The following is an 18,251-nucleotide window of genomic DNA, read 5'->3' on the forward strand; positions in this document are numbered from 1 at the left end:
ACGCCATCCATCCGCATGACCTGGCTGGCCGCGGCCGCCCTCGCCGTCGTCGCGCCCGCCTTCGCCGCACAGGACGCCGCCGCCCGCTTCAAGCAGATCTATGACGCCGAATGGGCGTGGCGCAACGGCCAGTCCGGCATCGCATCCTCCGGCGAGGCGCAGCCCAACGGCGGGCGGTTGGACAATGTGGATGCCGCCAGCCAGCAGAAGCGGCAGGACTACTGGCAGAAGGTGCTGAAGGATCTCGACGGCGTCGACGTGAAGCAGCTGTCGCCGGAAGACCAGGTCAACTACGCGATCTACCGCGCGCAGATCCAGAACCTGCTCGCCGTGCAGACGTTCAAGCAGTGGCAGATGCCGTTCAACAGCGACTCGGCGTTCTGGAGCGACCTCGGCTACGTGCTCGAAGGCGACAACCTGCGTACCGCGCAGGACTACCACCATTACATCGAGCGCCTGGGCCAGGTGCCGTCTTACTTCAGCCAGCAGATCGACAACATGCGCGACGGCCTCGCGCGCGGCTTCAGCGTGCCGCGCGAAGTGCTCAACGGCCGTGACGTGTCGATCGCCTCGGTGGCCGAACTCAAGGATCCGACCAAGAGCAGCTTCTACAAGCCGTTCGAGAAGATGCCCACCTCGATCGCGCCCGCCGAGGCGGCGAAGCTGCAGGACGAGGCGAAGCAGGCGATCGGCGGCAAGGTGATCCCGGCCTACGGCACCCTGCTCACCTTTTTCCGCAACGAATACGTGCCCAAGGCGCGCACCACGCTGGCCGCCGAGGCCATGCCCGACGGCAAGGCGTGGTACCGCCAGCAGATCATCGAATACACCACGCTCGATCTCGATCCCGACACCATCCACAAGGTGGGCATGGACCAGGTGGCGAAGATCCACGCCGAGATGGTGAAGACCATGCAGGAGACCGGCTTCAAGGGAAGCTTCCCGGAATTCCTGCACTTCCTGCGCACCGACCCGCAGTTCTACGCCAAGACGCCCGACGAACTGCTGATGCGCACCGCCTGGGTGGCCAAGCAGGTGGACGCGCAGCTGGGCAAGCAGTTCGGCCGGTTGCCGCGCCAGCGCTTCGCCATCGTGCCGGTGCCGGCGGACATCGCGCCGTACTACACCTCGGGCCGCGGCGGTGCCGGCAGCTATCTGGTCAACACCTACGACCTGCCGTCGCGCCCGCTCTACAACATGCCCGCGTTGACCCTGCACGAATCCGCGCCCGGCCACTCGCTGCAGCTGGCGCTGGCGGCGGAGCAGAAGGGCCAGCCGGCGTTCCGCCGCGAGGGCTACATCTCCGCGTTCGGCGAAGGCTGGGGCCTGTATTCCGAATACCTCGGCAACGAAATGGGCATCTACAAGACGCCCTACGACCGCTTCGGCTATCTGACCTACCAGATGTGGCGCGCGTGCCGCCTCGTCGTCGACACCGGCATCCATCACCTCGGCTGGACGCGCCAGCAGGCGATCGACTTCATGACGCAGAACACCGCGCTGTCCGACCGCGAGATCGCCAACGAAGTCGATCGCTACATCAGCTGGCCGGGCCAGGCACTGTCCTATGAGCTGGGCTACCTGAAGATGTTGGAGTTGCGCCAGAAAGCCGAACAGGCGCTGGGCACCAGGTTCGACGTACGCCACTTCCACGACACCATCCTGCAGCTCGGCTCCGTGCCATTGCCGGTGTTGGAAAAGCGCATCGACCGCTTCATCGCCGACGGCGGCCCCGAGCCGGACTTCGGTTGCGATTGCGCCAAGCCGAAGGCCCCGTAGTCACGGCACGTCTTCCTCTCCCCGCCGACGCACGCGGGGAGCGGCCATGGATGGCCGCGGCTTTGAGGAGCGAGGAGAGGTCCGGGGTGGGGAGCGGGTACTCGCGGCTGGGCTTCCCCTCGTGCCTTTCCGTCAGGGCTTCAGCGCCGCCGCTTTGCCGGTTTCCACAAACTGCTGCAGCCGCCCCAGTTGCGCCATCAGCACGCCATCGACGTTCGGCGCGAGCTGGTCCAGCGCACTGCTGCCCGAGCCATTCACGCGATACTCGAACTGCAGCGTGGTGCCATCGCCCGCCGGCTTGAGGGCAAACGTCATCACCCCCTGCACGGCCATGCCTTGCAGCGGCCCGAGCGCCGACTCCAGCCGCAGCAGATGCCCCGGATTCGCCCAGATCACCCGGCCATGCGCCACGCTCTGCGCGCCCCAGCGTTCGCAGAAGCAACCGCCCGCCGACGGCTGCATGCTGAGGTTGGCGGCATCGCCCGAATAGGTGTGTTCGCTGTCCCACCAGTGACCGATATCGGTCAGCGCCGCGTAGACCTTGTCGGGTGATGCGTGGATCGTGCGCGTGTTGACGATCAGCAGGTGATCCGCGCCGGAATCCTTTACCTCGGCATGACCGCCCAGGGCGGGCACGAGGCTGGCGACGGCGAGCAGAAACAGGGCGCGCATGGTGTTCTCCCGCAGGAAAGGCGGCCGGAGTATGCGCGGGACGCGCGACGCCAGACATAGGCTGGTCGGCGTACCGGTTCCAGGGCGGGTTACCCGCTTGCCGGGCGAGGTTGGTTCTTAGGGGTGCTGGCGAAAACTTCACCAATACAGTATATTGACATCAAGCTTTATACGGAGAGTTTGCCATGGCTGCACATCTCCAGTCCGACACCATCCCGGCGACCGACCTGAGCGGTCCCGCCTTGCGCGCCTTCTTCAACCTGGCCGAACGCTGGAACCTGCGCATTGCCGACCAGCGGCGCCTCCTGGGCGACCCGCCGGAATCCACCTTCTACAAGTGGAAGCGCCTGCAGGAAGGCACGCTGGGTCGCGACACGCTCGAACGCATCAGTTATCTGCTGGGCATCTGGAAGGACCTGCAGATCCTGTTCCCCGACGCGCAGCAGGCCGATGGCTGGGTGCACCGCGCCAACCAGGCGCCGTTGTTCGCAGGACAGTCGGCATTGCAGCGCATGCTGTCCGGCAACGTGGCCGACCTCTATGTGGTCCGCCAGTACCTGGATGCCCAACGCGGCTGAGGCGGCTCGTCCTTCCTTGACGCATGCATCGCCGGTCATTGGGAACGTCGTCGCACAGGCGACGCGATCAGTCTTCGCTTACGGCGAAAGACGCTGCGGCCCACGTCGCAACCCTCGATACGCCGGCCAGCCATACTCTCTTCTTCTGGCAGACCGCGTGAGAAGCACTCGTCATGGCAGACAATCCACCGCTGAAGCGCATCCGCTGGAACCAGGCCTATCGCATCGTTCCCAGTCGTTTTCCGCCTGTCGGCGTATTCGACCGCATTGCCGAACCAGGTGACCTGGACGCGCTGTTTGCCATCGAAGCGTTGACCAACCCACGCCTGCGCACCGAGCTGGGGCAACTGAACCTGGTGCCGAAGGAGCGCCGCATCAGTGGTCCCGGTACGACACCGGTAATGGCCGCGTTTACCCATCTCAATCCCGAAGGCAGCCGGTTTTCCGACGGCAGCTGGGGCGTGTTCTACGCCGGCCACAGCGTTGCGACCGCGGTGGAGGAAACCGTCTACCACCGCGAACGCTTTCTCGCGGCCACCGCGGAACCGCCGTGCGACATCGAGATGCGCTGCTATCGCACCAGCATCCACGGCAAGCTGCATGACCTGCGCGGTCATTGGAAGGCCGAGCACGATCCCGACGACTACGGCGCGGGTGTCGCCCTGGCGCGGCGGCTGCGCAAAGAAGGCTCCGATGGACTCGTCTACGACAGCGTGCGCCATCGAGGTGGTGAATGCGTCGCGGTGTTCTATCCCGACCGCGTCGCGCCTTGCGTGCAGGCGCAGCACCTGATGTATCGCTGGGACGGCAAGCGCATCGCCCAGGTGCTCACCGTCGACGAATGGAAGCGCGGTTGACGCGCACACAAAAGAAAGGGCCTCCCATGACGGGAGGCCCACCCGGCATCCTTGCCGGAAGTCCTTTCCAAGGAAATCAGAAGCGGTAGCCGAGGCTCACGCCGTACACGATGGGATTGATCTTGGCGGTGCCGACCTTGGCGCCGTTGACGTGCACATCGCTCTCGATGTCGACCCAGCGCAGGTCGGCGGTGAAGATCCACTTGGGGTTGATCTTCACGTCGATGCCGGCATGCGCGGCCACGCCCCAGCTGTTGTCGATGCTGACGCTGGCGCCCTTGAGCGCACCGGCGCCCTTGGTGTCGAAGAAATTGGTGTAGTTGACGCCAACGCCGATGAAGGGTGACACCTGGCTGTCAGGGATGAAGTGGTAGTTGAGGCCCAGCGTCGGCGGCAGTTCCTTGGTCTGTGCCACCTTGCCGACGCCCGAGAGCTTCACGTCGTGCTGGAAAGGCCAGGCGGCCAGCAGGTCCACGCCGAGATTGGGCGTGATCATGTATTCGATGCTGCCGGTGGGACGCACGCTGGTGCTGACCGACGAGCGGGCGCCGGCAAGGGTGCCGTTGTGGCTCTTGGGATCGACGGCGTGCGCGCCGAAGCGTACGACCCAGTTGTCGTTGCTGTCGGCATGGGCGGCGGGAGCGGCAACGGTGCCAAGGGCCGCGGCGATGACGAGGGGAAGCAGAACTTTCATGGGGCTCATCCGTGTTGTATCGAACGAGTCCATGCTCGTGAGAATTTCGTTGTGCGGTTTTGACTTGAATCAAGCGCGACTAGGGCATACCGACGCATGCCGAGCAGCATGCAGAAAAGAAAAAGCCCGCCGGACAGCGGGCTTTTCGTGTTGAACCGCGTGATACGCGCTCAGGTGTCGGCGTTGGTCGCCCAGCCCTCGCGGTTGCCGCGCGTGAACACGCGGTCGCCGTCGAGCACGTCGCCGGCAGCATGCGGGGTCTCCTCGCGAAGCTTGGCGTAGATCGGCGTGAAGTCGGGGCGCGTGGCGTCGAACAGCTGCTCGAAGCTGTCGATCACGAAGTAGGTCTGCTGGTACGTGTCGATGCGGTAGCGCGTGCTCATCACGCGTTCGAGGCCGAAGCCGATGCGGTTGGGCGAGGGCGAGTCGAGCGAGTAGATCGATTCGCCCTTGGAGCTGACGATGCCCGCGCCGTAGATGCGCATGCCGTCCTTGGTGTTGATCAGGCCGAACTCCACCGTGTACCAATACAAGCGCGTGAGGTTCATCAGTGCTTCGGGGCCGATCGCGAACGCCTTCATGCCACCGCGGCCGTAGGCCTGCATGTAGTCGGCGAAGACCGGGTTGAGCAGCAGCGGCACGTGGCCGAACAGGTCGTGGAACAGGTCGGGTTCGCTGAGGTAGTCCAGCTGGTCGGGCTTGCGGATCCACCAGCTCACCGGAAAGCGGCGATGAGCCAGGTGGTCGAAGAAGACTTCATCGGGCAACAGACCTTCCACGGCGACCAGTTCCCAGCCGGTGGTCTCGCCCAGCACCTTGTTGAGGTCGGCGAACTTCGGGATGCCGCCGTCGCCCAGGCCAAAGCGCTCCACGCCATCGAGGAACTCCTGGCAGGCCCGCCCGGGCAACAGCTCGCGCTGGCGTTTGTACAGGGTGTCCCACACGTCGTGGTCCGTGGCCGTGTAATCCGCCCACGGCTGCTCGACCACGCCGGTGGCATATACCGGCACGTAGCCACGGTCGGTCTGGTGGTGTTCGACGCGGCGAGGGGGGGTGTTCATGGCGGGTTCCTGGCGGGAGGCCGGATGAAGGCTGTGGCGTCAGCATAGGGCCGAACCCGCGCACGAAGATTGTTTTATTGCTCTCTGCCGGGTCAAATGAGCAATAATATTGTGCGATGGGTCGCTAACCTGAGCATTTATTGCCATGCCGAACCTGGACCGTACTGACCTGCGTATTCTTGCGGTGCTTCAGAGCGATGGTCGCATCACCAATGCCGAACTGGCCGAGAAGGTCAGCCTGTCGCCCTCGGCCTGCCTCAGGCGCGTGCAGCGGCTGGAGTCGGAGGGCATCCTCACCGGCTACAGCGCCCAGGTGGACCCGCAGGCCGTGGGCCTGGGCCTGCAGGCCTTCGTGCGCGTCCAGCTCACCAAGCATGAAAGCGCAGCGGTGGAGCGCTTCGTGGAGCTGGTCAACGGCTGGGACGAAGTGGTGGCCTGCTATGCGCTCACCGGCGACATGGACTACCTGCTGCACGTCTTCGTGGCGGACCTGCAGGATTTTTCGAGATTCCTGCTTGACCGGCTGTTGAACGCGGCAGGCGTGGCTGACGTCAATTCCAGCTTTGTCCTGCGTACAGTGAAGCGATCGGCTGCTTTACCGCTGAATCCTGTGGAACGCTGAGGCACGGAAGTGGGGCACAGGATCGCCCCGACTAACGCTAAACTAACTGGACTGATGAGTACCCACACCGTTTCCGCTCCGGCCCGCCGAGACCCCATGCGACCCCTGCGTTACGCCTGGCGCGTACCGCTCCTGCTGCTGCACGTGGTGCTGGGCATCCTGCTGTGCGGATGCGTCCTTACCTGGAATCGCGACGCGGTGATGCGGAACGGCCGCGAGCCGTTCCCGCATCGCATGATCCGCTGGTGGTCCACCGCGCTGCTGCGCATCTTCGGCCTGCGCTCCGTGCGCGTGGGCACGCCGCTGGCGGACCCGGCGCTGTTCGTGGCCAACCACACCTCGTGGATCGACATCGAGTTGCTGCACAGCCAGCGCGCGGCCTGTTTCGTGGCCAAGGCGGAGATCGCCAGCTGGCCGCTGGTGGGCTGGCTGGCGTCGGCCGGCGGCACGATCTTCCATCGTCGCGGCAGCAACCATTCGCTGGCGGCGGTGATGCAGGTGATGGTGGAGCGCTTGCGCGGCGGACGCTCGGTGGCGGTGTTCCCCGAGGGCGGTACCGGCCACAACGGCGTGCTGCGCGTGTTCCATGCGCGCATCTTCCAGGCCGCGCTGGACGCCGGGGTGCCGGTGCAGCCGGTCGCGCTGCGCTTTGCGCGCGACGGGCGCCGCGTGGTCGACGCGGGCTTCCGCGAGCACGAGAACTTCATGCAGAACTTCCTGCGCCTGCTCGGTGAAGCGCCGCTGGACGCGGAGGTGCATTTCCTCGAGCCCGTGCCGGCCACGCCGGACGCGCGCCGCCGCATGGCGGAGCTGTCGCGCGAACGCATTGCCCTGGCGCTGGAAGACCAGCCGACCAACGACACCCGCGCATGACTCTGCCGAAGGGAAAGGATTTCCTGCCGCCATGGCCGCTGCGCAGCGGCCACATCCAGACCATGTTGTCCTCCAGCGGCGTGCGGCGCGTGCTGTTGCCCAAGGCGGCGCAGACGGTGATGGATGGCGCCGAGCCGGTGATGGTGGACGGCGGCGACGGCGTGCGCCTCACTGGCGCCTACACGGCGCAGAAGGCCAAGCCGCAGTCGCGCGGCCTGGCCGTGCTGTTCCACGGCTGGGAGGGCAGCGTCGATTCGACCTATGTGCTGCAGACCGGCAGCCGCCTGCTTGCCGACGGCTGGGACATCTTCCGCCTCAATTTCCGCGACCACGGCGACAGCCATCACCTCAACGAAGCGCTGTTCCACTCGTGCCGCATCGATGAAGTAGTGCATGCGCTGTGCGATATCGCGCAGCGCTATCCGAGCCGGCCGATGGCGCTGGCGGGTTTCTCGCTGGGCGGCAACTTCGCCTTGCGCGCCGCCCTGCGGGCACCGGCGGCAGGCTTGTCGTTGAGCTATGCGCTGGCGGTGTGCCCGATCATCGACCCCAGCGAGGGCCTGTTTTCGCTGGAGGCTACCGCGCCCTGGTTCTACCAGGCGTACTTCATGCACAAGTGGCGCCGTTCGCTGCAGGCCAAGCAGGCCGCGTTTCCGCAGCAGCAATACTTCGAGTTGTCCGAGCTCAGGCAGAACCTGCGCGGCCTTACCGCGTCGCTGGTGGCGCGCCATACGGATTTCGTTTCGCTGGAAGCCTATCTGGACGGCTATTCGGTGGCCGGTCGCGCGCTCGCCGACCTGCATGTGCCGGCGACGATCCTCACCGCGCGTGACGACCCCGTGATTCCGGTTGACGCCTTCGACAAGCTGGACCTGCCGGCCAATGTGGAGCTGGATATCTCCACCTATGGCGGCCATTGCGGCTTCATTCGCGGCTGGGACATGACCAGCTTCACGGACGAGTACATCGCCGCGCGATTCAACGCGGTCGCATCGTAGTATGGCCCCGCCGGCGGTGGCCTTTGGCAGGCCGCCGTGGTCGTGCCGTTGCGCGCGGCCTCGCGATGGCGCTGCATCCGCGCAGCGCCCGCCGCGCGAGCGACTATGCCATGAGGGAGAATGGAGATGGCCATGCATGCCAAGGGCACCTTCGAGGTGAAGATCACGCCGCAATCCTTTGCGGAGGGCGTGGGCGATCCCAGCGTCGGCCGCATGGCGATCGAGAAGCAGTTCAAGGGCGACCTGGAGGGCGTCGGTCGCGGACAGATGCTTGCCGTGGGCACGGCCGTCGACGGTTCCGCCGGCTACGTGGCGATGGAGCGTGTCCAGGCCGTGCTGCATGGCCGCGAGGGCAGCTTTGCGCTGCAACACAGCGGCGTCATGAACCGCGGCGCGCCGCAGCTGTCGATCACCATCGTGCCCGATTCGGGTACCGACGGACTGAGCGGCATCGCCGGCGTACTGACCATCCGCATCGCCGATGGCGTGCATCACTACGAGCTGGCGTACTCGCTGCCTGACGTCGCGTAGCCAAGTGGTTGCGTGGCGGTCGTTTTCCGCGCTCCGTGCGATCGGCAGCAGGCATCCGCCAGGCACGGCCATCATTCGGTCGTGGAAGGCAGGCGGCCGGCGCGCTACGCTTCAGCCTTTCCGTCAGCGGGAAGCTTGCTCATGCGTCGCTGGATGTTCGCACTGCTTGGCCTCCTGGCCGTCCACACGGCCAATGCGGCGCCGCAGCTGGACAAGCTCACGCTGCCCAAGGGTTTCCACGTCGCCATCTACGCGGACGATGTGGCGAACGCGCGCGAGATCGCGCTGGGCGCGAAGGGTACCGTCTTCGTCGGCTCCAACGATGCCGGCAAGGTCTATGCGCTGACCGACAGCACCGGCAGCGGCCATGCCGACAAGGTGCGCGTGGTGGCCAGCGGCCTCCAGTTGCCGGTGGGCGTCGCGTTTCGCAATGGCGATCTCTACATTTCCGCGGTCAGCAAGATCCTCGTGCTGCGCGACATCGAGAACCACCTGGATGATCCGCCGAAGCCGCAAGTGGTGTACGACAAGTTTCCGACCGAAACGCACCACGGCTGGAAGTTCATCGCGTTTGGCCCCGACGGCAAGCTCTACGTGCCGGTCGGCGCGCCGTGCAACATCTGCGACAAGGGCAAGGACTACGCCAAGATCACCCGCATGAATGCCGATGGCAGCGGCCTGGAAGATGTCGCCTACGGCGTCCGCAACACGGTCGGCTTCGATTGGCAGCCCGGCACCAGGCAGATGTGGTTCACCGACAACGGGCGCGACCTGCTGGGCGACGAGGTGCCCAGCGACGAGCTCAACCGCCTGTCGCGCACCGGCGAGCACTTCGGTTATCCGTATTGCCACCAGGGCGACATCCTCGATCCCGAGTTCGGCAAGGGCAAGAACTGCAAGGACTATGCGCCGCCGGTGCTGAAGCTGGGCGCGCACGTCGCGTCGCTGGGGCTGCGCTTTTACGAAGGCAAGCAGTTTCCGGCCGGCTACAAGGGCGCGATCATCATTGCCGAGCACGGTTCGTGGAATCGCACCAGGAAATCCGGCTATCGCGTGATGACGGTGCGCCTCCATGGCGACAAGGTCGTTGCCTACGAACCGCTGATCGAAGGCTTCGAGCAGAACGAGACGGCCTGGGGCCGGCCCGCCGACGTGCAGCCGCTGCCCGATGGCAGCGTGTTGGTGAGCGACGACCTTGCCGGCGCGGTCTATCGCGTGACGTACCAGCCCTGACGCAGGGTCGCGTCCGCTACGATCGGCAGGACACCTTTCGAGACTTCGCAGGAGAACCACCGTGCAATTGCGCAGCGACAACTTCCGCCATGGGCAACCGATCCCGCCAGCCAACGCGTTCTGCAAGATCGGGCAGCCGGTGGCGCTCTCGGACAACCTGAGCCCGAACCTGGCGTGGAAAGACGCACCGCTGGCGACGCGCTCGTTCGTGCTGATGTGCATCGACTTCGACGTGCCGAGCAAGCCCGACGACGTCAACCAGGAAGGCCGCACCGTGCCGGTGGACCTGCCGCGCGTGGAATTCGTGCACTGGCTGATGGCCAACATCCCTGTCGAATGCGGCGAACTGGCGGAGGGCGCCTGCAGCGACGGCATCGTGGCGCATGGCAAGCGCGCGCCGTACGGTCCGCCGGGCAGCGTGCAAGGCCTCAACGATTACACCGGCTGGTTCGCCGGCGATGCGGACATGAAGGGCGAATACCTGGGCTACGACGGCCCGTGCCCGCCGTGGAACGACTCGCTGGTGCACCACTACCACTTCCGCCTGTACGCGCTGGACGTGGAACACCTGAAGCTCGCCGATGGCTTCACCATCGCCGAGCTGAGGTCCGCGATGGACGGCCATGTGCTGGCGGAAGCGGAATTGATGGGCACGTATACGCTCAATCCCGCGCTCGCCTGAACAGCGTGAACGAAACCCAACATGGCGCGGACGAGCCTGGATTTTCACGCCCGCAAGGCATGCGCTGTGGATGAATGACACGGGGCGAAGCACTGCCCCGTCAAGAGGAAAGCCCCATGCTGCATTACGCCTTGGTATTTCTGGTCATCGCCATCATCGCGGCCCTGTTTGGTTTCACAGGTATCGCCGGCACGGCAGCCGGCATTGCCAAGATCCTGTTCATCATCTTTTTGATCCTCGCCGTGATCGCCTTCTTTCGCCGCGCTAGCTGATCCAGGGACGTATCGGGGCTCGCGGGCCCCGATACGCACAGGCCAGTGCGGCTCTATCGCATAACGCTCACCGGAGAATGTCATGAACAAGCAGGTCCAGGCGCCAGGAGACGTCGGCAATACGGCCGCCGAGCGTATTGAAGATCGCGCCGAACGCATCAAGCAGGCCACCTCCAGCGCGGTGACGAACACCAAGGAAGCCGTCGAGCGCGCTGCCGACCATGTCGAGGAAAGCCTGCATCGCGCCACCGACAAGGCCGCCGACGCCGCCACGCGTGCCACCGAGAAGGCCGACGAATATCGCCAGCGTGGACGCGAAGCCTACGACGATGCCGTCGATCGCGCCGACGAATGGCTGGATCGCGCACGCGAGTACGTTCGCGAGAAGCCCGTGCAGTCCGTGGCGATCGCGCTTGGCGCAGGCTGGCTGCTTGGTCGCATACTTCGTCGCTGACGCGACGAGGGCAACGGATGGATCAGACCGACAGCGGCAGCAACGCGGGGGCACCCGATGAAATACCGGCTCCAGCCCCACCGCCCGGTCTGCTCGACGATCTGGGGCGGTTCGGCCGTGCCCTCCACCGGTTGTTCGGCGCCCAGCTGCGACTGCTGGCGGCGGAGCTCGGCCTGGCACGCAGCGCCGTGCATTGGCTGCTCGCCGCCGCGCTGGTCGCCATGGTGGCGGCGGTAGGGCTGGGCCTGACCCTGCTGGGGCTGGCGGGGTGGCTGCTGGCGCAGTGGTTCGGCTCGTGGACCTGGGCACTCGCGGTGCTGGCGCTGCTGGAGCTGGGTGTCCTGTTCGGCGCCATCGTGCTGTTCCGGCGTTGCATGCACTGGATGACGCTGCCCGCGACGCGTGGCGAATGGAATGCGATGATGCGCGAGGTCCTGCATCGTCCCGATTCGCAGGGCGATACCCGCCCCGAGGATGCGCCATGAGCCTCTTCAAGCAACTGCAGGCCGTACGTAGCGCGCAGGCGCGCGCGCAGGACGCCCGCCACGAACTGGCGGTGCCGACCCATGCCCTGCTGTCACGCGGCCAGCGCTATCCGCTGACCACGGTGGGCGCTGCCGCGGGCGCGGGCTTCGTGCTGGGCCAGCTCAACGTGCATCCGCTGCGCGTGCCGGGCCTGGGCGCATTGCTCAGCGGCACGGCCGCCGAGCTGGTCGGGCAGGGCGCGCGATTGCTGGCCGAATTCGCGCAGGACAGTTTCGATCCTTCATGAAAGCCGTCGACCCTACCTCAACGCCTCCCCCGGCCGAGGGAGAGGTGCGGACCGTCGCGGTGGAGACCATGGTGCCCGCGCGCCAGCCGCGCCATGACGTCATGCGCGTGATGCGTACGCAGAGCGCGCGGCGCCACCTCCGCGGCATCCGCATCGTGCTCAACATCTTCGTCATGCTGGCGCTGCTCTACACCGTCACGCTGACCAAGCAACTGCTGATACCGCTGGTGCTGGCCTCGTTCATCGGGCTTGCGCTCAACCCCATCGTGGCGCGCGGCGCGCAGTGGCACATCCCGCGCTGGCTGGGCGCCAGCGTCTTGATGATCGGGCTGATCACCGGCATCGGCGCGGGCGTGGGCATGCTGGCGCAGCCCGCCATGGGATGGTTCCACGAGGCACCCACCGCCATCCGCAACTTCGTGCCCAAGCTGCGCACCTTCACGCAGCCGTTCGAAGCGGCGAACCGGGCGACGCAGAGCCTGTCGGGCCAGGTGCGCAGCCAGGTGGTGCAGCAACCGCCGCCGCTGTCCATCAGCGCCTGGGATGTGGTGGCCACCACGCCGAAAGTGCTGGCGGGCGTGCTGACCGTGGTGCTGCTGGTGTTCTTCTTCCTCGTCTATGGCGACGTGATGCTGCGGCGGCTGGTCGAGGCGTCGCCGAGCTTCGGTTACAAGCGGCACGCGGTGGCCATCGTGCGCAGCATCCAGTACGAGGTATCGCGCTACATCCTCACGGCGACGCTGATCAACATGGGCCTGGGCGCCATCACCGCCGGCATGCTGTGGCTGTACCACATGCCCGATCCGCTGCTGTGGGGCACGGTGGCGATGCTGGCCAACTACATTCCCTACGTGGGCGCCATCACCACGACCACGGTGCTGGCCATCGTGGGCCTGCTCAACTTCAACGATGCCGGCGCCGCGCTGTTGCCCGCGCTGACCTTCGCCGGTATCACGGCGCTGGAAGGCAACGTGGTCACGCCGCTGATCCAGGGCCACCGCATGCGGCTGAGCCCGATCGCGATCCTGCTGTGGCTGCTGATCTGGGGCTGGCTGTGGGGCATTCCGGGCGCGCTGCTGGCCGTGCCGATGCTGACCAGCGCCAAGCTGGTGGCCGAGCGCGTGCGCGGCTGGGCATGGTTCGCGCGGATGGTGCAGCGCTGATGGCCGCGCTGGTGGTGCGGGACATTGCCGCCAGCGATTTCGACGCCTGGAAGCCGTTGTGGGATGGCTACAACGCCTTCTACGGGCGCAGCGGCGAGACGGCCCTGCCGGAAGCGATCACGCGTTGCAGCTGGGCGCGTTTCTTCGATGCCGGGGAACCCGTGCACGCGCTGGTTGCCGAACGTGACGGACAGTTGCTCGGCCTGGCGCATTACCTGTTCCATCGCAGCACGACCAGCATCGGCCACAGCTGCTACCTGCAGGACCTGTTCACCGTGGAAGCGGCACGTGGCATGGGCGTGGGGCGCGCATTGATCGAGGCGGTGTACGAACGCGCGCGACAGGCAGGCGCGCCACGCGTGTATTGGCAGACGCACGAAACCAATGCCACCGCGATGCGGCTGTACGACAAGGTCGCGGACAAGTCGGGCTTTGTGGTGTATCGCAAGCTGCTGTAGCGTGACCGCCTGGCGGACGACAGGACCTTCCGATGCGTGACGTGCCCGTGCCCACTACTCCCTGGATCACACGATTCGCCACGCTTCCGTTGTTGCTGCTGGGCCTGTCGCTCGCCGTCCCCCATCCGGCCCAGGCCAGCGTTGAAACGCAGCTCTGCGCCGCGGCACTACCCACCGCCGGTGTCGAAGTGCATCGAACGACGCTCGCCGGTGTTCCCGCGATCGTGCGCGTACCCAAGCGTGTAAGCCGGCCGCCGATCGTCCTCTGGCATGGTTTCGGACCACCGGCGAGCGAGGCGGCGATGATGGAGGCGCTGCCGCTGGATGACGTGGACGCGGTGAAGGTGTATCTCGGCTTGCCGTTGTTCGGCGACCGCGCCTTGCCCGGCGGCATGAAAGAGCTGGCGCAGCGACAGGGAAAGGACGTCGGGCTGCAGGTCTTCAAGCCGGTGGTGGCGGGCGCGGGCGACGAACTTCCGGGCGTGGTCCATGCACTGGAAGAGCAAGGCTGCCTGCGGCCACGGGAAGCGATCGGTCTGGTCGGCTTCTCCGCCGGCGGTGCAGCGGCGCTCTATGCGATGTCACGGCATGCGGTGGCCGTGAACACGGCCGTGTTCATCAATCCATCCATGGGGCTGACGGCATCGGTGCAGGCGTTCGAACAGGCCACCGGACACACCTACGCGTGGTCACCGGCTTCACGCGAGCTGGCCAAGCAGACGGACGCCGTCGACCATGTCGACCAGATCGCGGGAGGCACGCCGCCACCCGCGCTGCTGTTCCTGCGGGGAGCCGACGATCCGGTCATCGACGCGCACGCACTGGACGATCTCGGCGCACGCTTGAGGCCGCTGTATCGCGCTCATGCGCAGCGATTGCAGTTCACCCGCTTGCCGGGCGTTTCGCATCAATGGGCATCCGATCCACAAGGCCTCGCCAGCGTGCGCCTGGCCGTGGCGAGGTGGTTCATCGCCCATTGACCGTGCGTGGGTCAGTGGTCGATGCCGTGCGCCTTCAGCACGTTGCCGATATCGAACCGCCACAGATTGCGTGAGCCATTGAGCGGGCCCTGCAGCCGGTTCTGCAGCGAGGCGATGCTGTCGGGCTTTTTGGGAAAGCGCACTTCCTCCTCGCGGCTGCTGGATACGTAAAGCTCGCCGAAACGTGGCCCCAATGAGGGCGCGTTCTCCAACGAAGGGCTGTTGACGTCACCGTCCAGGTGCACGGGCTTGCCCCAATGGCCGCCGGCATCGCGAAAGGCGATGTAGAGGTCCGCGCTGCCCAACGAATCGCCCTCGTTGCCGGCGTAGACCAGGAAGCGTTGTTGCGGGTCCACGCTCGGGTCCATGCGGTTGTGCTCGAGGTCACCCAGGTCGACGCGTTCCGGCGCGGCGTAACCGCTGCCTGTGCGCCGGATGACATAGATCTGGTAGAGCTTGCCCGAGTCTTCGCGGTGCGCGGAGAAATAGATGTCGCCGTTGGCCGCCACCGAAGGGTTGTAGATCATCGCGCCATCGTTGTGCGCGCCATCCACGTGCACGGGCCGGCCCCAACCGCCGTCGGCCTGCCGCTCGGCGTACCAGAGGTGGCTTCCGGTGAAATGCCGCCCGTTCATTTCAGCCGTGACAGGTGCGTCACCGGGGTGGGGCGGGCGATTGGAGACGAAATAGAGGCGCTTGCCATCGGGTGACAAGGTGGGTTCGGAATCGTGCCACTGGCCGGAGAACGGCACCACCTCGGGGGTGGACCATTGTCCGCCGCGACGGTGCGAAACCAGGATGGTGTCGTCCTTCTCCGCGAAATCCGAGCGCATGAAGTAGAGCGTGTCGCCGTCCGGCGTGAGCGCCGCGGAGGTTTCCTGCAGGCCCGTGGAAATCACGCCCGGCCCGACCAGTTCGCCCGCATGGGCCTCGGCATGGGCGGACATGGCGGCGGCGATCGAGAACGCGAGGACAAACGGCTTGCGCGGCATGGATGACATCCTTTGCTTGCGTGGAGGTTGTCGCCAGCATGTCCGCCAGGCGCGTCCCGCGCAGCGCTTCCGTGCCAGGCGGTCGGCAGTCGGTGACGAGCGGTGGCCTGCGCGCCACCGGCGGCGTCACGCCATGCCGAGTGCGCGGCGGGCCTGCATGCGGAAACGGCGGCTGAGGTTGAGCCGCGTGCCGTCGCGCAGCACCACTTCGGCGCTGCCCTGGAAGAGGGGGTGGACCTCGCGGATGCGTTCCACGTTCACCACGATGCCACGATGGATGCGCAGGAAGCGCAAGGGGTCGAGCGCGGCGAGCAGCTGCCGCAGCGACTCGCGGTGCAAATAACTCGCCGCGCCCGCGCGGATGTGCACGTAGTTGCCGTCGGCGCGCAGCCAGTCGATGTCGTCCACCGGGATCACCCGGATATGCTCGCCGTGCTGCACGCTCAGGCGCTGCAGGTAGGGACTGGGGGGCGGCGCCGCCGCCCGCGCCGTCGTGGGCGTAGCGTGCAAGCCCTGCCAATGCCGGCGCACGCGCGCCATGGCCTGGTCGAAGCGCTCCTGGTCGATCGGCTTGAGCACATAGTCCAGCGCATCGGCATCGAAGGCCCGCAAGGCGTGCTGGCCGAACGCGGTCGCGAACACCACCATCGGCGTGGTGTCCCGCTTGAGGCCATGCAGCAGCTTGAAGCCGTCCATGCCGGGCATGCGGATGTCGAGGAACAACAGGTCCGGATCCAGCGCGCGTATCGCCTGCTGCGCTTCGATGGCGTTGCCGCATTCGCCCACGATCGCCACGTCCGGATGCGAGGCGAGGGCCTGCCGGATGGCGAGGCGCGCGAGCACTTCATCGTCGACCAGCAGCGTGCGGATCGGCGGCGCGTTCATGCCGCGCACTCGCGGTAGGGGAAGCGCATCTCCACGCGCGTTCCGCCGTGGGTGCGCGGCAGCAGTTCCAATGTCGCGGCGTTGCCGAACAGCATGTCGAGCCGCGTGCGCGTATTGCCCAGGCCCAGGCCGTCGCGCGGGCCCTCGGGCGGCAACCCGATGCCGTCGTCGTCGACGCGCAGCAACAGCGAATCGCCGTCGCGACGGGTGACGATGTGCAGCGTGCCGCGCTCGGTCTTGTCGAGCAGGCCGTGACGCAGCGCGTTCTCCACCAGCGGCTGCAGGATCATGTTGGGCACCAATGCGCGCACCGTGTCGGTCGCCACGTCCAGGTGCGTGGTCAGGCGATCCTGGAAGCGCACCTGCTGGATGCCGAGATAGCACTGGAGGAATTCCATCTCGCGTGACAGCGGTACCTGTTGCGCGTGGCGCTCCTCGAGCGTAAGCCGCAGGAAGTCGCTGAGCCGGGCGATCATCAGCCGCGCCTGCATGGGATCGGCCAGCGCCAGGGCCGAGATCGCGTTGAGCGTGTTGAACAGGAAGTGCGGCTGCAATTGCACGCGCAGCGTCTGCAGCTGCGACTGCACCAGCTGCGTCTCCAGCTGCGAGCTGCGCAGGCGCTCGTCGCGCAGGCGGCGCTGCGAGTCGATCGCGCGCAGCACCACCAGCAGCACGCCATAGGTCACCCAGGCGAGGTGGAAGTTGTAGGCAAACTGCATGCGCATGAAGGCGCCGAGCGTCAGCTGCGGCTCCGATTGGGGCGGCCCGCACAGCTGCCAGTAGATCGCCTGCATCACCAGCACCTGCAAGGTCGCCAGCAGCATGCTTGCCGGCAGGTGGATCGCGAAGAAGCGACCCCAGCCGTGGCTGGCGGTGCGCCGGCCCAGCCACGACACCAGTGGCGTCAGCAGCATCCACAGGTAGAAGTTGGTGAAGTTCCACGCCAGCGGGCGATACCACACCACCGGCATGCCCTCGCTGATCGAAGAGAGGATCGCGCTGACGGTGTAGGAGCCGGCGAGCAGGGTCCAGAAGGCCAGGACCAGTCCCTGGGTCTTCAAGCGTGGCAAGGTCATCAACTTGGACACGTGGAGCCCTCCCGGCGCAGGTCGCTACGACGAACCGCTGCAGTGTGGAGTGGCGGCCAGCGCGATGACAGTGCCTGAAGGCGTGCCTGCCGGCTCATCCGGCCGTGCAGTGCGCGGGCGCGGCGGGCGTGGCCTGGCCATGCGCGTCCAGCCACGGCGCCAGCGAGATGCGCCAGATGTGATCGTCCCCGGCGGCGCCTTTCGTGTCCTTCGACGGCAGGCTTCGGTCGCTGGAGTAATACAGCGTGCGGTGGTCGCAGCCCAGCTGCGAACCCATGCTGTGCGTGCCGCCGTTCACCGCGTCGCCGAGGTCTTCCGGCGCGGTCCAGTTCTGCTCGGTGTGGAAGGCGATGGCGAGCCGGTAAGGCTGCCTGGGATCGACCTTGATGCTGAAGACCATGAAGGAGCGATCCGGCGCGATGGCGACGTCGCGGATCTGCGCCTGCCTGTCGCCGACGGCTACCACATAGGGGGCCTGGTAGCTGCCATTTTCATAGGAGGCACGCAACGGACGCAGCTCGCCGTCGGGTGCACAGCCGATGTAATAGAGGCTGCCGTCCTGCGCGATGCTCGGCGCGAACGTGCTGTTGCAGGTGTTCACCACATC

At 66.4% G+C, this 18,251-nt stretch carries 22 protein-coding genes and 1 pseudogene; 16 read left to right on the forward strand and 7 right to left on the reverse strand.

Features of this window, described 5'->3' with window-relative positions:
• Window positions 1–15 precede the first annotated feature (15 nt).
• On the forward strand, window positions 16–1,779 hold the full coding sequence (locus tag JMF82_RS04190; RefSeq protein ID WP_201313304.1) for a DUF885 family protein: 1,764 nt from the start codon (window positions 16–18) through the stop codon (window positions 1,777–1,779).
• Window positions 1,780–1,911: 132 nt separating this feature from the next.
• On the opposite strand, the gene JMF82_RS04195 is transcribed toward JMF82_RS04190, so the two are convergent.
• Window positions 1,912–2,451, reverse strand: coding sequence for an SRPBCC domain-containing protein (locus tag JMF82_RS04195; RefSeq protein WP_201313284.1), 540 nt, complete (start codon window positions 2,449–2,451; stop codon window positions 1,912–1,914).
• A gap of 185 nt (window positions 2,452–2,636) precedes the next feature.
• Here JMF82_RS04195 and JMF82_RS04200 point away from each other — a divergent pair, with 185 nt between their 5' ends.
• Window positions 2,637–3,029 (forward strand): MbcA/ParS/Xre antitoxin family protein, encoded by a 393-nt coding sequence (locus JMF82_RS04200; protein WP_201313285.1) that lies wholly within the window; start codon window positions 2,637–2,639, stop codon window positions 3,027–3,029.
• A 173-nt stretch (window positions 3,030–3,202) separates the two neighbouring features.
• Entirely contained in the window at window positions 3,203–3,886 is a 684-nt protein-coding gene (locus JMF82_RS04205) for an RES family NAD+ phosphorylase (RefSeq protein ID WP_201313286.1), read from the forward strand.
• A gap of 76 nt (window positions 3,887–3,962) precedes the next feature.
• On the opposite strand, the gene JMF82_RS04210 is transcribed toward JMF82_RS04205, so the two are convergent.
• Both JMF82_RS04210 and phhA read right to left on the reverse strand, forming a co-directional pair.
• Window positions 3,963–4,580 (reverse strand): OmpW family outer membrane protein, encoded by a 618-nt coding sequence (locus JMF82_RS04210; protein WP_201313287.1) that lies wholly within the window; start codon window positions 4,578–4,580, stop codon window positions 3,963–3,965.
• A 170-nt stretch (window positions 4,581–4,750) separates the two neighbouring features.
• Window positions 4,751–5,641 (reverse strand): phenylalanine 4-monooxygenase, encoded by an 891-nt coding sequence (phhA, locus tag JMF82_RS04215; protein ID WP_201313288.1) that lies wholly within the window; start codon window positions 5,639–5,641, stop codon window positions 4,751–4,753.
• Between the two features lie 145 nt (window positions 5,642–5,786).
• Between phhA and JMF82_RS04220 the strand changes: the two genes are divergently transcribed.
• The 13 genes from JMF82_RS04220 (at window position 5,787) to JMF82_RS04280 (ending at window position 14,679) form a co-directional block, all read left to right on the forward strand.
• The gene (locus JMF82_RS04220) at window positions 5,787–6,263 is read left to right on the forward strand and encodes an Lrp/AsnC family transcriptional regulator (RefSeq protein WP_201313289.1); all 477 of its coding nucleotides are present in this window, start codon (window positions 5,787–5,789) and stop codon (window positions 6,261–6,263) included.
• Window positions 6,264–6,317: 54 nt separating this feature from the next.
• Window positions 6,318–7,136, forward strand: coding sequence for a lysophospholipid acyltransferase family protein (locus JMF82_RS04225; RefSeq protein WP_201313290.1), 819 nt, complete (start codon window positions 6,318–6,320; stop codon window positions 7,134–7,136).
• Window positions 7,133–8,134 (forward strand): alpha/beta fold hydrolase, encoded by a 1,002-nt coding sequence (locus JMF82_RS04230; protein ID WP_201313291.1) that lies wholly within the window; start codon window positions 7,133–7,135, stop codon window positions 8,132–8,134. The genes JMF82_RS04225 and JMF82_RS04230 overlap by 4 nt, the downstream gene beginning before the upstream one ends.
• A gap of 126 nt (window positions 8,135–8,260) precedes the next feature.
• Window positions 8,261–8,665 (forward strand): DUF3224 domain-containing protein, encoded by a 405-nt coding sequence (locus JMF82_RS04235; RefSeq protein ID WP_201313292.1) that lies wholly within the window; start codon window positions 8,261–8,263, stop codon window positions 8,663–8,665.
• Between the two features lie 141 nt (window positions 8,666–8,806).
• Complete coding sequence (locus tag JMF82_RS04240) at window positions 8,807–9,898, forward strand: PQQ-dependent sugar dehydrogenase (RefSeq protein ID WP_201313293.1); 1,092 nt, start codon at window positions 8,807–8,809, stop codon at window positions 9,896–9,898.
• A gap of 61 nt (window positions 9,899–9,959) precedes the next feature.
• Window positions 9,960–10,580 carry a YbhB/YbcL family Raf kinase inhibitor-like protein gene (locus JMF82_RS04245; protein ID WP_201313294.1) on the forward strand — a complete coding sequence of 207 codons (621 nt, stop codon included), beginning with the start codon at window positions 9,960–9,962 and terminating at the stop codon, window positions 10,578–10,580.
• A 116-nt stretch (window positions 10,581–10,696) separates the two neighbouring features.
• Window positions 10,697–10,852 (forward strand): DUF1328 domain-containing protein, encoded by a 156-nt coding sequence (locus JMF82_RS04250; protein WP_114240942.1) that lies wholly within the window; start codon window positions 10,697–10,699, stop codon window positions 10,850–10,852.
• Window positions 10,853–10,934: 82 nt separating this feature from the next.
• The gene (locus JMF82_RS04255) at window positions 10,935–11,306 is read left to right on the forward strand and encodes a DUF883 family protein (protein ID WP_201313295.1); all 372 of its coding nucleotides are present in this window, start codon (window positions 10,935–10,937) and stop codon (window positions 11,304–11,306) included.
• Between the two features lie 17 nt (window positions 11,307–11,323).
• Window positions 11,324–11,791, forward strand: a complete 468-nt coding sequence (locus tag JMF82_RS04260) for an ABC transporter ATP-binding protein (RefSeq protein WP_201313296.1) — start codon at window positions 11,324–11,326, stop codon at window positions 11,789–11,791.
• Entirely contained in the window at window positions 11,788–12,078 is a 291-nt protein-coding gene (locus JMF82_RS04265) for a hypothetical protein (RefSeq protein WP_201313297.1), read from the forward strand. Before JMF82_RS04260 ends, JMF82_RS04265 begins: the two co-directional genes overlap by 4 nt.
• A gap of 68 nt (window positions 12,079–12,146) precedes the next feature.
• Window positions 12,147–13,241 carry an AI-2E family transporter gene (locus JMF82_RS04270; RefSeq protein WP_236585289.1) on the forward strand — a complete coding sequence of 365 codons (1,095 nt, stop codon included), beginning with the start codon at window positions 12,147–12,149 and terminating at the stop codon, window positions 13,239–13,241.
• Entirely contained in the window at window positions 13,241–13,699 is a 459-nt protein-coding gene (locus tag JMF82_RS04275) for a GNAT family N-acetyltransferase (protein WP_201313299.1), read from the forward strand. Before JMF82_RS04270 ends, JMF82_RS04275 begins: the two co-directional genes overlap by 1 nt.
• 32 nt (window positions 13,700–13,731) lie before the next feature.
• Window positions 13,732–14,679, forward strand: a complete 948-nt coding sequence (locus JMF82_RS04280) for a prolyl oligopeptidase family serine peptidase (protein WP_201313300.1) — start codon at window positions 13,732–13,734, stop codon at window positions 14,677–14,679.
• A gap of 11 nt (window positions 14,680–14,690) precedes the next feature.
• Here JMF82_RS04280 and JMF82_RS04285 read toward each other — a convergent pair whose 3' ends face one another.
• From JMF82_RS04285 to JMF82_RS04300, 4 genes and pseudogenes are all read right to left on the reverse strand, one after another.
• A complete protein-coding gene (locus tag JMF82_RS04285) occupies window positions 14,691–15,671 on the reverse strand; it encodes a PD40 domain-containing protein (RefSeq protein WP_201313301.1) in 981 nt (326 codons plus the stop codon).
• A 126-nt stretch (window positions 15,672–15,797) separates the two neighbouring features.
• Window positions 15,798–16,556: a response regulator gene (locus JMF82_RS04290; RefSeq protein WP_201313302.1), complete on the reverse strand. Its 759-nt coding sequence runs from the start codon at window positions 16,554–16,556 to the stop codon at window positions 15,798–15,800.
• Entirely contained in the window at window positions 16,553–17,644 is a 1,092-nt protein-coding gene (locus JMF82_RS04295) for a histidine kinase (RefSeq protein ID WP_236585288.1), read from the reverse strand. Before JMF82_RS04295 ends, JMF82_RS04290 begins: the two co-directional genes overlap by 4 nt.
• A gap of 94 nt (window positions 17,645–17,738) precedes the next feature.
• A pseudogene (locus tag JMF82_RS04300) lies at window positions 17,739–18,251 on the reverse strand (hypothetical protein); the annotation flags it as partial.

The sequence above is a fragment of the Dyella sp. EPa41 genome, assembly GCF_016586165.1.
Taxonomy (GTDB): domain Bacteria; phylum Pseudomonadota; class Gammaproteobacteria; order Xanthomonadales; family Rhodanobacteraceae; genus Dyella.